Origin of the sequence: Chryseobacterium sp. JM1, assembly GCF_000737715.1 — a bacterium.
Taxonomy (GTDB): Bacteria; Bacteroidota; Bacteroidia; order Flavobacteriales; family Weeksellaceae; genus Chryseobacterium.
In genome coordinates this window covers 379,799-394,253 of record NZ_JPRN01000001.1, presented here as the reverse complement: position 1 = coordinate 394,253, position 14,455 = coordinate 379,799, and the positions used below count along the sequence as shown (strand labels likewise).

Below are 14,455 nucleotides of genomic sequence, written 5' to 3'. Positions count from 1 at the left end.
AGTAAGAGTGTATTAGGGTTTATACCCAACGCTTTTACTCTAAAACCCTCAAACTCTCAAACTCTCAAACTCTCAGACTCTCCTACAAATAAACCACCTTTTCCCCTTTCGAACTCTCCAGAGAAGCATCAATGATCTTCATATTCTGAACCACTTCTCTACCCTGAGATGGTAATGCATATCCAAAGACAATATATTCATAGATATGTTGGTAATAATCCATATAATTTCCGGGATCGCTGGAAGTGAGCTCTCTTTCTGTTTCTGAATTTTCATTCAAATAATTTAAAATTCCGTCTGTTCCCTCTAATGGCTTCGTCCATTCATTCCCGTAAACAGGTATAGATCCGGCCACCAGTTCATTTTCCTGATTATCGGTTCTTTCCTGCAGGAAACTTCCTTTTTCTCCGTGAATATTATAGGCATAGTGCGCTTCTTTCGTAAAGACCGATGATTTCAGTCTTACCCTTAAATTATTCTTATAATATAGTAAGATCTCAAAATAGTCATTGGCATATTCCTCACCCTTCATAGAAAACACGTCTGCAAAAAGCTTTTCAGGATATCCGAAATACTGTACCGCCTGATCTACAAGATGAGCACCCAGATCGTGAAGTGATCCCGAACCTGTCTGCTGCGGATCTTCTTTGTGCTGTTTTCCGCTTGGCGTTGTACGGAATCTGTCGAAACGGATTTCGGCTTCTTTGATCTCGCCTAATTTTCCTTCATTCAATATTTTATGAACCTGTAAAAAATCGCGGTCAAACCTTCTGTTTTGGTAGACGCTTACAAACAAACCTTTTTCTTCCGCTAAATTCACGAGTTGCTCTGCTTCGGAAACGGTTACGGTAAAGGGTTTTTCAACGATTATATTTTTCCCGGCCTCAAGCGCCATTTTAGCATATTCAAAATGGGTCTGTACGGGCGTATTGATGATCACAAGTTCAATATCTGCATGCTGAAGCATCTCTTCCACCGAACGGTAAATGGTAGCTTCCGGATATTTTTCTTTAGATTCTTCTTTGCTTCTTTCTACGATAGCAGCCATAAAAAATCCCGGATGTTCTTTCAAAAACGGAGCATGAAATACTTTTCCGCTCATTCCAAAGGCACAAAGTCCTGCTTTTACCAATTGCATATGTATATATTTTTTAACAAATATATTCAATAATCCTCAGTTTAACAGCCTTTGACAGCAACTGGTGTTTTTATCACATCTTCAAAGTATGACAAAAATCATTTTATTATTTTTATTAATTCTAAATTAATCCTTTCCGAATTCTTATTTTTGCCGCTATTTAAAACTGTTCTACATAAAAATAAGAAATGAAAAAACAACTAGCTTCTTTAGGTTTTTTATTGGCCGCCCTATCTGTAAGTGCGCAGATGAAAAACCTTGAAACCGATACCATCAGGTCTCAAACCATTGAAGACATTAATCTTCACAAAACAGGAAATCCCAACCAGGCAAGAACATTATCTACGAAATCAGCACTTACGGTAATGGAAAATCCTCAGGCTATCTCAATCGTAACCCACGAAATTATTGAGCAGCAACAGGCAAAACAACTGAGCGATGTTATTCAGAATATCAACGGTATGTATGTGACTTCATCCAGAGGAAATTCTCAGGACAGTTTTGGAGGCCGTGGTTTCATTTTGGGAAATGATAACATCTTTAAAAACGGATCGAGAATCAACAGTGGTGTTTTTCCGGAGGTAAGTGGTTTGGAGAGAGTTGAAGTATTGAAAGGAGCTAATGCAATGCTTTACGGAAATACGGCTGCGGGAGGAATCATTAATATGATCACTAAAAAGCCTAAATTTAATTTCGGAGGAAGTATAGGACTTAATGGGGGAAGCTGGAATTCATATAAGCCAACTGTTGATCTTTATGGTCCGATATCTAAAAATATTGCATTCAGAGTAAATGGTGCTTACGAATATGCTGAAAGTTTCAGAGATGTGGTACAATCTGAGAAATATTATTTTAATCCTTCATTCTTATTTAATTTAAGTCCAAAATCTCAGTTAATTGTAGAAGCGGATTATCTTAAAAATAATTTCACTCCGGATTTCGGGATTGGCGCTTTCACCAATGCAGACAAAAGCTACTCTATGAATAATCTGCTTTCAAGAAATGCCTTTCTGGGTACCGACTGGCAGTATCAGAATGTAGAGCAATTGTCTACCAATGTTACGTTTAATCACCAGTTCAATGAAAGATGGTCTTTAAATGCCACCGCTTCTTATCAAAACTACACTAAGGATTATTTTTCAACAGAAAGAGTGCAATGGGAATATGCTGCAGATAACCGACTGGTATGGAAAAGACCTTTAAACAGAACGTACAACGAACAAAATTATACTTCATTTCAAGCCAATATCAATGGTGAGTTTAACACCGGGAAGATCAATCACAAGATTTTAATCGGAACAGATGCTGATTATGGTCTTTCTGACTCATATACTTATTATGATCCTACTATTGCTGATCCTAAAAAAGCAGTCTATGGAACTTCTTATTTATTCGGAACCAATGGAAACCCTAACGGTCTAGTTTACTTAGATGATCCATCAACATGGGCAGGAGGAAGCATGCCAACTTCTGAACACGCAGCAAAATTTGAACGTACAAGAATTCCTACACAAAGAATAGGAGTTTATGCCCAGGATTACATCAGTATTTCCAAGCAGTTTAAGGTTCTGGCTGGATTGAGATGGTCTTATGTAGAAAATAAAAGCACAAGAAAAGAAAACTTTAAGGACAATACCACTCCATACGTACCGTTTTCAAGTTCTTCCGATATGGCTATTTCACCGAAAGCGGGTATTGTTTATATGCCAAACAGTAATCTTTCTGTCTTTGCTACTTATACCAATTCATTCTCCAATAACGTTGGTTTAGACAGAGAAGATCAGGCACTGAAGCCTACATATATTGACCAATATGAAGTTGGAGCAAAGAAAAATCTATGGAACAATGCTGTGGCCATTAACCTTACTGTTTATCAGATTTTATACAAAAATTATTATCAGGTTGCTCTAAATGATGCTGGGTTACAGATTGATCCTAACGGACTTTTAAAAGATTTTGCAGGAAAAATGCGAAGCCGTGGAGTTGAATTGGATATTACAGGAAATCCTAATGAAAATTTATCTATTATAGGTGGTTTCTCATATAATAATTCCGTATATCTTGATACACCTGAACAATTCGGATATGTAGAAGAACAGAGACTTGTACGAACTCCTGCTACCACAGCCAACGCGTCGGTTTTCTATAAATTTACACGTTTTGCAAAGGGACTTAAAATAGGGGCAGGTGCTTATTACATTGGTAATCGTTTGGCTGGATGGAATGATACAAAAACCGGAAGTAACAGCTTAGCTGCAAGAAATGGGGTAAGCAGAATGTTCGAATTAAAAGACTACACCACAGTAACCGTTTCTGTAGGCTACGAGTGGAAAAAATTCTCTATCCAAGGGAAAGTTGGGAACTTATTCGATGTAGTGAACTATAACGTGCACGAAAATTACTCGGTAAACCCTATTACTCCAAGAAACTATTATTTCACATTGACGTACAAACTTTAGAATTAAAGAACGAATAATTTCATCAATCAAAGGGGAAATTGCATTTTTGCAGTTTCCTTTTTTAAATTAAAACAAAAACAATACGATATGGATAAGATCAAGGACACAAGAAGTTTCATGAGAATTACGCACCGTTATCTGGGCTTTTTTCTTGCAGGAATAATGGCTGTATATGCAGTAAGCGGAGTTCTCCTCGTTTACAGAGATACTGATTTCCTGAAAAAGGAAAAAAAATATGAGAAAACAGTTGCTGTGAATCTTTCTGAAAAAGAATTAGGTAAGGAGTTAAAGATCAAAGGGCTGGAAGTGGAAAAAACCGAAGGAAATATCTTATACTTTAAGCAGGGAACATACGATGCAGCCTCCGGAAAGGCAAAATATGCAAAAAAAGAACTTCCTTTCGTTCTGGACAAGATGGTGAAACTTCATAAATCCCAGTCCAAGGAAACATTATCCCCTCTGAATACATTTTTCGGGATCTCTTTATTTTTCTTTGTAATCTCCAGTTTCTGGATGTTCAATCCAAAGACAAAAGCCTTTAAAAGAGGAATCAAGTTTGCGATTGCAGGCCTTATTATTTCAGTGATTCTTCTCTGCATATAAATTGTGGTATCATCAAAAAAATGACCAAATAATTCACATTTCGATTCCTCCCAAATTAACACTTATTCTGAGTTTTTATCTAAAATTAAGAAGCTTGGCACATTTCTTGTTTTTTCTTTAATCTACAAATGATAACATTTAATTATTAAAATAATAAATTATGAAAAAACTAATTTTTGCAGGAATATTAGCAGCAACAGGTTTGACTGCAACAGCTAATGCACAGATTCAACAAGGTAATTGGATGGTAGGTAGTAGCCTTGTAACCAGTAATTTTGGATTAAATACAGGAGGTGGTTATAGTATTGGACTACAGCCTAAGGCAGCTTACTTTATTAAAGATAACGTAGCTGTGGGTGGATATGTAGATTTAGGTATCAGCAAAGTGACAAACGGATCTCCAACAGAATTTACTTATGGAGTAGGTGCTTTGGGACGTTATTTCCTTTCACCTGGAGAAAAAGGGGTGGATAACTTACTTCACCACGGAAGATGGTTCCTTGAAGGTAACGTAGGTATCGGAGGAAGATCTGTGGAAAATGCAGATTCTACAACTGGTTTAGATTTTGGAGCTGGTCCTGGTTATTCTTATTTTATTACACCTAACATCGGTATTGAAGGTTTGGTAAAATATAAAGGTAGAGCAGGATTTGGTAGCGAAGGTTTAAATTCAAATATTACTTTCAACGTAGGATTCAGTATTTATTTACCGACTTCAAAAGCTAAAGATGTAGCTAGAGATGTAAGAAATTAATCCTTATAACTTACCGAATAAAAAAATTGAAATCGCCCCGAAATATTTTTCGGGGCGATTTTCGTACAAATTAAAACTAAACTATAAAAAATCAAATAAATCATGTATTGGGTTGGGGCGTATATCTCAGATACGGCTTTATTTCTGTCACGCCTTTCGGAAATATCTTTCTGGCATCTTCTGTAGAAATGGCTGGCGGAACAATAACGTCTTCGCCGTTTTCCCAGTTGACAGGAGTTGCTACTTTATGGGAATCAACTAACTGAAGAGAATCAAGTACTCTCAGGATTTCATTAAAATTCCGTCCTGTAGAAGCCGGATACGTAATGATCAGTCTCACTTTTTTATCCGGATCAATGATCAATAAAGAGCGCACAGTCGCAGTTACTGAAGCATTCGGGTGAATGAAATCATAAAGCTCTGAAATCTGTCTGTCTTTATCTGCAATAATAGGAAACTGTACATCCGTATGCTGGGTCTCGTTGATATCTTTGATCCAACTTTGATGATCTTCTACTCCATCTACACTCAGGGCAATTACTTTCGTTCCTCTCCTATCGAATTCTGATTTAAGCTTTGCAGTATACCCAAGTTCCGTAGTGCATACCGGTGTATAATCTGCAGGATGTGAAAACAGAATCCCCCAGGAATTCCCTAAAAATTCGTGAAATTTAATATCCCCTGAAGAAGTCTCTGCCTGAAAGTCCGGTGCTGTATCTCCTAGTTTAATTGACATAATATTCTGCTTTATTAGTCTACAAATTTAGTAGACTTTTTGGAACTGGCAAAATTTTTGTTAATTATTTATATCTTTAATTAAAATTTTATTCATGAAGAACATTGAACACAGCTACATAGACGTTGTTTACAGGGTTTTAGAAAGCTGGTATATGAGGTTTGCCGAGCTTACACCGAAACTTATTGTCGGAATTCTGGTATTTTCATTTTTTCTTATCACAAGTAAGTATTTAAGTATAGGCGCGGTAAAATTATTCCACAAATTCTTCCCGAAAAGCCAGAAAGAAGGCTCTCTGGTTACTTTAATAGGTGTTTTCAGATTTCTGATCATGATGATGGGGAGTTTTATTGCCCTCGAAATTATGGGCTTTAGTGGTTTCCTTTGGAAGTTTATCGGAAGTTTAGGGGTAGCCGGGGTTATTGCCGGGGTAGCCTTGAAAGATCTCGTATCGAGTATTTTTTCAGGTATGCTGATTGGGATTGATAAAGCATTTAAGGTAGGAGATTATATTACCATTGGAAATCATTCCGGAACGGTTCAGGAGATTGGCTTTTTAACGACTAAGCTCATCACAGATGACGGAAAGAAAGCATACATCCCAAATCAGGTTATTTTTAATGCCCCGTTTTACAATATTACAGCATCACCACAGCGCAGAATTATTTTAAATTTTGAAATTCCTGCAGATGAAGATATTACCAAGGCGCAGAAAGGAATGCTGGATGTGATTAAAAATCTTGATAATATAGATCGGCTGGATACTTCAGAAGTGATCTTTACGGACCTGAAACAGGGCAATTTTAACCTCCAGGCTAAATTCTGGATGAAGGTAGGGGCCAACATCGTTCAGCTGAAAAGTGAGGCTTATCTGAAGATCAAGGAACGTCTGGATGCCGACAACATCCAATTGGTCACACCTACGAGTATCAGCATAACGAATGGAGAATCTTTTCCTCCTGAACATCAGGACAAATAAAATATCAGCCGCTTTTTCAAGCGGTTTTTTATGCTTCAAATTATTTGGGATGTTTTAATTTTAAGCTGTCTTTCTGAAGAATGTTAGCTACTGAATCATTACGGACCATAGGCGCACCCACAACATAGTCGTCATTTTTAGGAATAGAATCTTCTTCAATCTTGGTTTCCCCAATGATAGCATGAGTTTTCTCTTTTGGTTTTGCACAGCCTGCCAAAAATAGAATCAAGGAAAAGGCAGCCAGTGTCATTCTGCTGTTCTGAAAATTCCGGGGAATATATTTTAAAACCTTGCTTTTCAGTTTCTCAGATTTTTCAACATCTTTATCCAATTGATGAATAAAAAATCTGCCGCAAATATCTTCACCCTGCTTCTCTTTGAAAACATATTCAATTTCTTCGGATTTCTTTTGTGTAAAGTCAACCACACATTTGCTGCAGACAGAACAAAACTTTCCCTGCTCATGAGAAGACATTGTTTCCCAGTTTTCGGAACAAGGATTGGGGATATATATTTTTTTCATCAGGTTACATTTTGATTTTTAAATATAAAAAAACCGCTCCAAAAAATGGAACGGTTTCTCTATTTATTTAAAAGTTCAGCTTACGCTAAAACTTCTTTTACTTTGTTTGCAGCTTCTTCCAAAGTAATTGCAGAATGTACAGGAAGACCTGACTCGTCAATTAATTTTTTAGCTTCTACAGCGTTAGTTCCCTGTAATCTTACGATCAATGGAACCGGAAGGCTACCCATCGCTCTGTAAGCGTCTACAACTCCCTGAGCTACTCTGTCACATCTTACGATACCTCCGAAGATGTTGATAAGGATTGCTTTTACGTTAGGATCTCTAAGGATGATTCCGAAAGCAGTCTGAACTCTCTGAGCATCTGCAGTACCTCCCACGTCAAGGAAGTTCGCAGGGCTACCACCAGATAATTTGATGATATCCATCGTAGCCATTGCAAGACCAGCTCCGTTTACCATACAAGCAACGTTACCGTCTAGTTTTACGAAGTTAAGACCAGCTTCACCAGCTTCTACATCCATTGGATCTTCTTCTCTTGTATCTCTTAAGGCTTCAAGATCTTTGTGACGGAACAATGCGTTACCATCTAAAGTTACTTTAGCATCTACCGCGATAATTTTGTTATCAGAAGTTTTCAAAACCGGGTTGATTTCGAAAAGAGAAGCATCAATTCCTGTGTAAGCATTGTAAAGAGATGCAATGAATTTTGTGAATTCTTTGAAAGCATTTCCTTCAAGACCAAGGTTGAAAGCAATTTTTCTAGCCTGGAATCCCTGAAGACCTAAAGCAGGATCAATAATTTCTTTGTGGATCAAGTGAGGAGTTACCTCAGCTACGTGCTCGATATCCATACCTCCTTCCGTAGAATATACGATGGTATTTTTACCTTCAGCTCTGTCTAAAAGAATAGAAACATAAAATTCTTTAGTTTCAGATTCTCCAGGATAATAAACATCTTCTGCAACCAAAACAGAGTGTACTTTTTTACCTTCAGCGGAAGTTTGTGGAGTTACCAACTGCATTCCGATAATGTTCTGAGCGTTTTCTTTAAGTTTATCCATGTTTGGAGAGAACTTTACACCGCCACCTTTACCACGTCCACCTGCGTGAATTTGTGCTTTTACTACCCAAGCCTGAGCTCCGGTTTCAGCAGTCAATTTTTCAGCAGCTGCTACAGCTTCTTCTACATTGTTCGCTACGAAACCACGTTGGATAGCAACTCCGTACTTTGATAAAATCTCTTTTGATTGATACTCGTGAAGATTCATATTATTTTTATTATTTTATTTTAAAATTTAAAGGTTGACAAATTTACTAAAAAGACATGGAAGTTCAAGTTTATTGACTTAAAAATTAAGGCACCGGAAACTTGATTTTTAACATATCCTCTAAATTCGCTTTATTCTTCGGACAATTTCTCAGACTGCGAACCGATGAACGGAATTTTCGGAGCCAGAAAATAACCTGTTAAGCTTGCAAAAAGTATCGGAACGAAATACGTAAACCCGGTTAAGGTTCCCAGAATAATCGTTGTACTCATTGGCGTTCTGGTCACACAGGCATTAATGGCAGCCATACAGCTTACAATTGCTAAAGTGGTATCAACAGTGGGAAACAGCTGATGAATGATCAGTCCTAAAGTAGTTCCTACAAAGAATAACGGGATAATGAAACCGCCTCTCCATCCTGAAGTTACGGTCACAGCAATAGCTATGATTTTAAAAATAAGGACCACAATTAAAAAGTTCAGTGCAAAATTCCCATTGATCAGTTCATTGATTTCATGATGCCCAAAGTATCTTGTGATCGGGAAATTATAAGCAATAATGCCTAAAATAATTCCTCCCACTAAGGTTTTAATGTAAATCGGGAATTGTCTGTATTCGAAAATCTTTTTGAAAAATTTAACCACAAAAATAAAGATCCATCCGAAAATAGTGGCCACTACTCCAAATAAAAAGGCATAGATGAAATCATAGACTCCGGAATAATGATAAGCCTTCAGGTCCCACGTTGCGCCTATTCCCAAATGAATGATCAAAGCAAACATCACATAACTGAAACAGCTCGCCACTAAAGCAGGAATGATTGCCCTGTAATATTCAACCGCATGTTTATGATGCAGAATTTCAAGCGAGAAAAGACTTCCTCCAAGCGGAGCCCCAAACAGAGCAGTAAAGCCTGAAGCCATTCCGGCGATACTCAGAGAACGCAGTTCCTCTCCTTTCAGTCTGAAGATTTTCCCAAGCCAGGTTCCCGTAGATCCGGTGACCTGAACCAAAGGCGCTTCCGGACCAAGACTTCCACCCGAAGCCACACAAAACAGGGACGAAAGGATCATGGAAGGATTATTTTTCGGATCCAGCTTTCCCTTATTAAATCTGATATTATTAACGATCAAATGAATTTCCCCGGGATCTCCTATAAAGTGAATGACAAGTCCCGCCAGAAGACCACAGATAGCCATGGTAGGAATCACCATCCATCCCTGAAACTGTACTAAAAACTCTGTAAAATGTTCCAGTACGATCCAGTAACCGCCGGCAATCGCGCCCCCAACAAGACCGGTAAAAGCCCACATGAAAAAAGTTCTGCTGAATACAAACGGATTGAATCTTATAGGCTGATCCAGAAGATTGAATGTTTTTATTAAACGTCTCCTTCTATTGATTTTCATTCAATTTATTTTAAATATTAAAAGAACCTCATCATTTGTTTTTACTGTTTTTGAATATGCATGTATACACGATAAATTCTTAAAGTATGTGCTGCTAATTATTCAAATCTTACTATGATTGGTTGGGAAAACTGTTGGATGATTGGCTTTTTGTTATACATCAACGCTTCTTCCAAAGATCCGATGGCATACAGGAACAGTGCGCTGATCAAATTGAATTCTGTGCCGGATGACCCACTGTATTTTACTTTTTTGAATTTTCCATCCACATCAATGATGAAATTCAATTTACATTGGTACACACCTTCACCACTGTCCTCGATCAAATAAACCGGAAAATCAGTTGTCAAACGTCTTTTTAAGTCTGTAAGCTGTTGATAATTTTCAATCTGAGTAATATCAACGGTTTTACTTTTTGTCTCATTTTGAGGAGGAGCTTCTCCGGGCGACACGGTGTTTGCTGGTACCTCGCCCGTTGCTTTAAATGAAACACTGGTATCAAACTTCCCGGTAATTACATCTTTGTCATAGATACTCTGGTACAGATTTTTCAGATTCTGTATTTTTTCACTGTAAAAAATTCTATATTTTTCACTGTATACAACAGAATTCTTTTTGTAATCATAATGACTGATGCTATCCGAAAAACGCTTTTGAATATTTTTCACTTCTGTTAAAATACTTCCATTCAGTAATTTTCTCTTCTCCTGTGCTTCCATATTCTGAACACTTAGAAAAAAGAAAAGGAACGTTATAAGAAAACTTGTAAAGCGATGATTCATTTTTAAATTTTTCGGTGAGCCACTCAGTAAAGTGAGTCTATTTTCTTTCTACAGACTGAACCGCAATGATTATATTTTTGTCTTGGCGAAATACCAAATCAGCATTCCCCAGCTTAGGATCATAAACAGACCTCCCAGCGGCGTAATAGGTCCTAAAAATTTCAGATTAGCGCCCAGATAATCCTGTAAACTCAGAAAATAAATACTGAAAGAGAACAGAACCGTTCCTGCAATCATGAAAATAGAAATCCATTTTTGCGATGAAGTATCAAATTTTAAAATATATCCTACAATCAATAAAAAGAAGGCAGCATACATCTGGTATCTCACTCCCGTTTCAAAACTTTCCAGTCTTTCTACAGATAATATTTTTTTTAAAGCGTGCGCCCCGAAAGCTCCGAGAATAACCGACAGCATCCCATAGGCAGCACCGAAAATTAAAGTAATTGTTTTCATTATTTTAGCTTAAAATATTTTTATTAGAATTATTTATTGCACCGCAAAGGTCAGAGACTGGTTGAATCTTTTTCTTACAGCAACTCCATTCTCCATTTCAGGTGCAAACACTTTCTGAATGGAGTAAAATTTCAGAACAGAAAACAGTTTGATTTCCTCATTATCTGTCCCCATCACTTTTATGTCTTTTATAATACCATCTTTATCCAGAACAAATGTAAATGTGAGTTTTAGAGGTGCATCCAGATTCTGAAAAAGATCATTACCACTAAAGATGTTAACCAATTCCTTGCGGATAATGTCTGGTGAAAATTGTTGTGTAGCAGATGAAGAAGTATTGTTTTTCATTTCAGAAACAGCCTTATTTTCACTTTCGACTTGTTCCAACAATGATTTTAGCTTCTCAATTTTTTGAGGCTGATTTTTATTTTGACAATCGGCATAGGAATGTTTCAAAGCATTGAATTGTTTAGAATATTCTGCTTCATCAGCTTTCGACAGATTTCTATCTGGAGATTTCTCCAAAATTGCTTTATACTTTTCATCAAGTAGTTTAAAATCTTTACCGCATTTATTTTCAATATCAGAGTAGAGACTATTTATTGTTTTGGATAAAGTAGCTCTTGCATTTTGGGCAAAAACAACTGTAACAAGAGTGCAGGCTAAAAGTGAAAATATCTTTTTTTTGATCATTTTATAATTCTTCTAATTCCAGATTTAAATATTTTTTTGTTTTGTTATCCTGCCAGGTTCCGGTGATCCTGTTCCCTTTGATATCAGCTTCCACAAATCCCGTCACCATCCATTGTCTGGCTTCTTCACTGTAGAATTCACTTTCTGTGATAGAGATATGATTCCCTTTCATTTTACCGTTCCACTCGATGAGTTTTTTATTTTTATCATACCAGTACGAAGCGTTAAAGCTGGCACCGCCACCCTGCTCATCATACAAACGCTTAACAAGCACAGTAACCGGATATTTTCCACCAATTGTCCCTTTGTACAGTTTGTTTCTGAAACTTGTATGATCTACCTGTGAGGAGCCTGATACTAAGTTTTTAGCATAAGGACTCCAATATTTCTCCAGGAATTTATAAGAAAATTCAATCACATGACTATCCAGTTCATCCAGTGCTCTCATCGCATGGTTGGCACATCTTGGTGCAATAAACTTCATCTTATCTTTTGCGAAATAATATTCCATACCGTCTAAACCATAATCAGTATAGCAGTTTTCATAAAGGCCAATCTGCGCCAGAACCTCATCTGACTGATTTTTCTCTGCTTTTAACACCACAAGAAAATCAGCAATCTGTTTCTTTATTTCTTTCTGGATTAAATTTTTAATGGTTTTGGCAGCATCCGGCCGGAACAAATCCTCAACATTGATATAATTTCCTGTTCTCAGGTCAAAATTTTTTGCGATAAAAAAATTCTCCGGATACGCTCCTGAAGCCTCACCCTCCATCGTAATACTCAGAATATTTTCGGGGGATTCCATTTTTTCCCAACTGTAATAATCAACATAATTGGAGTAAGAATTGGTAGCCGTGGAAGCCCGTTTAAAAGGATTTCCACCGGAATTCGGAACATATTCCAGTTCACTTACCTGCAGAAAAGTATTGATTTTATTCTCAAGCAAAGGCTTTCCGCTGTAAGAAATTAATGGAAAATAATGACTTTCAGAGGCAGGCGGCAGGTCATTGATCTTCACATTTTTTTGTTGTGAAAAACTTAAACCTGAAATCAAAAGGAAAAATACAATGTTCCGTTTCACTATTTCGATTTTATATACATTAAAATAAGTTTCGCCACCAACGTTGAAATACCCAATATAATAAAGACATTGGAAAGTTTTTTAGAATTTCTAAAGCCCGGCGATGTCGTTTTCTTTAAAAAGATCCCGAAAATGATGAATACGATGGGTAAGATGATCTGCAGCATTATTGAGCTCTTAATCTGTTAAACTCATGAATCACTTCATGATGGCTTACCGTTTTATCTTTAAAATACGTTACAAAATGTTGTTTTTCTGCCTCTGTAGCGCCCATTTGGTTTAAAATATTCAGTAAGTGCATTTTCATATGCCCTTTTTGGATTCCTGTGGTTACCAGAGAACGGAGGGCTCCGAAATTTTGCGCAAGACCTGAAACGGCAAGAATACTCATCAGTCCCTGTGCGGAAGGTTTTCCAAGAAGCGCCAGTGAGAATTTCACCAGTGGATGAAGGTTCGTAAGTCCTCCCACTACTCCTACAGAAATAGGAAGATCGATCCAGAATCTGAAAATTCCGTTATCTATCGTACAGTGTGTTAAAGATCTGTATTGTCCGTCTCTAGCTGCATAGGCATGAGCACAGGCTTCTGTTGCTCTGAAATCATTTCCTGTAGCGATTACTACGGCGTCTACTCCATTCATCACACCTTTGTTGTGAGTTGTAGCACGGAAGGGTTCAATTTCAGCAATGGTAACGGCCTGTTTGAATTTTCTTGCGAATTCTTCATTGGAAATTCCGCTATCATCTTTTAAGTCTTCAATTTTACATGAAACCTCAGCTCTTACAATACAGTCGGGTGTAAAGTTGGAAAGAATATTCATCACAATCTGAAGTGAACTTTTCTCTTCCTGTGTGAAATCTTCACTTGTTGCAATCTCCTGCTTCATGGTTTTCCCGAATTGCTCAAGGCATGAATTGATAAAATTCGCGCCCATGGAATCTACCGTATCAAAGCTAGCTTTAAGCTGATAATAATTCGGCATTTCAGCGGTTTTATCCACCAATTTGATATCTAAAATTCCACCCCCGCGTTTTCTCATATTCGCGGTAATGTCTTCTGTAGCTTCAAGGAGTTTTTTCTTTAAATTGAAATTAAAGAAATGCAGAAGTTTATGCGATTCTACATTGAAAATAAAGTGCGTATGCCCCAGTTTTTCATTGTTGATAATGGTCGTTTTAAAACCTCCTTTATCAATCCAGAATTTTGCAGCTTTGGAAGCGGCCGCTACCACTGAACTTTCTTCAACAGCCATTGGAAGAGCGAATAATTTTCCGTCAATTAAGAAATTCGGAGCAATTCCGTAAGGCATATAGAAATTGGAAATGGTATTTTCAGAAAACTCTTCGTGAAGCTTCTGAAGTTCAGCATTTTCGTTCCAGTATTGTTTTAATATATTTTGATATTCTTCGTTTCCTTCAAGGTATTCGCCGACAAGCCAATCGATTTTTCCCTGCTTGGTCAATTTAGAGAAACCTTCTACCGGTTTATGATTCATAGCATAAATTTAATAAGTGTAAAGATAGTAATTTTGAAAGTCTCCATTGTTGATAACTTCTATAGAAAAATAT

At 37.1% G+C, this 14,455-nt stretch carries 14 protein-coding genes; 4 read left to right on the top strand and 10 right to left on the bottom strand.

Going from position 1 to position 14,455, the window contains the following annotated elements; genetic code table 11:
* Positions 1-82: 82 nt before the first annotated feature.
* Positions 83-1,138, bottom strand: coding sequence for a Gfo/Idh/MocA family oxidoreductase (locus IW22_RS01715; protein WP_034723637.1), 1,056 nt, complete (start codon positions 1,136-1,138; stop codon positions 83-85).
* Between the two features lie 188 nt (positions 1,139-1,326).
* Between IW22_RS01715 and IW22_RS01710 the strand changes: the two genes are divergently transcribed.
* The 3 genes from IW22_RS01710 (at position 1,327) to IW22_RS01700 (ending at position 4,954) form a co-directional block, all read left to right on the top strand.
* Positions 1,327-3,597, top strand: a complete 2,271-nt coding sequence (locus tag IW22_RS01710; RefSeq protein WP_034723636.1) for a TonB-dependent siderophore receptor — start codon at positions 1,327-1,329, stop codon at positions 3,595-3,597.
* A gap of 87 nt (positions 3,598-3,684) precedes the next feature.
* The gene (locus tag IW22_RS01705) at positions 3,685-4,200 is read left to right on the top strand and encodes a membrane protein (RefSeq protein ID WP_034723635.1); all 516 of its coding nucleotides are present in this window, start codon (positions 3,685-3,687) and stop codon (positions 4,198-4,200) included.
* Positions 4,201-4,360: 160 nt separating this feature from the next.
* Positions 4,361-4,954: a hypothetical protein gene (locus IW22_RS01700; protein ID WP_034723634.1), complete on the top strand. Its 594-nt coding sequence runs from the start codon at positions 4,361-4,363 to the stop codon at positions 4,952-4,954.
* 100 nt (positions 4,955-5,054) lie between these two features.
* Here IW22_RS01700 and IW22_RS01695 read toward each other — a convergent pair whose 3' ends face one another.
* Positions 5,055-5,690, bottom strand: coding sequence for a peroxiredoxin (locus IW22_RS01695; RefSeq protein WP_034723632.1), 636 nt, complete (start codon positions 5,688-5,690; stop codon positions 5,055-5,057).
* A gap of 94 nt (positions 5,691-5,784) precedes the next feature.
* On the opposite strand from IW22_RS01695, the gene IW22_RS01690 reads away from it, so the two are divergent.
* Positions 5,785-6,669 carry a mechanosensitive ion channel family protein gene (locus tag IW22_RS01690; protein ID WP_034723631.1) on the top strand — a complete coding sequence of 295 codons (885 nt, stop codon included), beginning with the start codon at positions 5,785-5,787 and terminating at the stop codon, positions 6,667-6,669.
* Positions 6,670-6,709: 40 nt separating this feature from the next.
* Here the strand turns inward: IW22_RS01690 and IW22_RS01685 are convergent, their stop codons facing one another.
* From IW22_RS01685 to IW22_RS01650, 8 genes are all read right to left on the bottom strand, one after another.
* Complete coding sequence (locus tag IW22_RS01685) at positions 6,710-7,192, bottom strand: hypothetical protein (protein ID WP_034723630.1); 483 nt, start codon at positions 7,190-7,192, stop codon at positions 6,710-6,712.
* A gap of 80 nt (positions 7,193-7,272) precedes the next feature.
* Positions 7,273-8,463, bottom strand: coding sequence for an ADP-forming succinate--CoA ligase subunit beta (gene sucC / locus IW22_RS01680; protein WP_034723629.1), 1,191 nt, complete (start codon positions 8,461-8,463; stop codon positions 7,273-7,275).
* A 131-nt stretch (positions 8,464-8,594) separates the two neighbouring features.
* Positions 8,595-9,872, bottom strand: a complete 1,278-nt coding sequence (locus IW22_RS01675; protein WP_034723628.1) for a chloride channel protein — start codon at positions 9,870-9,872, stop codon at positions 8,595-8,597.
* 98 nt (positions 9,873-9,970) lie between these two features.
* Positions 9,971-10,654, bottom strand: coding sequence for a hypothetical protein (locus IW22_RS01670; protein WP_131401670.1), 684 nt, complete (start codon positions 10,652-10,654; stop codon positions 9,971-9,973).
* A 69-nt stretch (positions 10,655-10,723) separates the two neighbouring features.
* Entirely contained in the window at positions 10,724-11,110 is a 387-nt protein-coding gene (locus IW22_RS01665) for a DUF423 domain-containing protein (RefSeq protein ID WP_034723624.1), read from the bottom strand.
* Between the two features lie 33 nt (positions 11,111-11,143).
* On the bottom strand, positions 11,144-11,803 hold the full coding sequence (locus IW22_RS01660; RefSeq protein WP_034723622.1) for a hypothetical protein: 660 nt from the start codon (positions 11,801-11,803) through the stop codon (positions 11,144-11,146).
* Between the two features lies 1 nt (position 11,804).
* On the bottom strand, positions 11,805-12,887 hold the full coding sequence (locus IW22_RS01655; protein ID WP_034723620.1) for a hypothetical protein: 1,083 nt from the start codon (positions 12,885-12,887) through the stop codon (positions 11,805-11,807).
* 166 nt (positions 12,888-13,053) lie between these two features.
* Positions 13,054-14,382, bottom strand: a complete 1,329-nt coding sequence (locus IW22_RS01650) for a hydroxymethylglutaryl-CoA reductase, degradative (RefSeq protein ID WP_034723619.1) — start codon at positions 14,380-14,382, stop codon at positions 13,054-13,056.
* Positions 14,383-14,455: the final 73 nt, after the last annotated feature.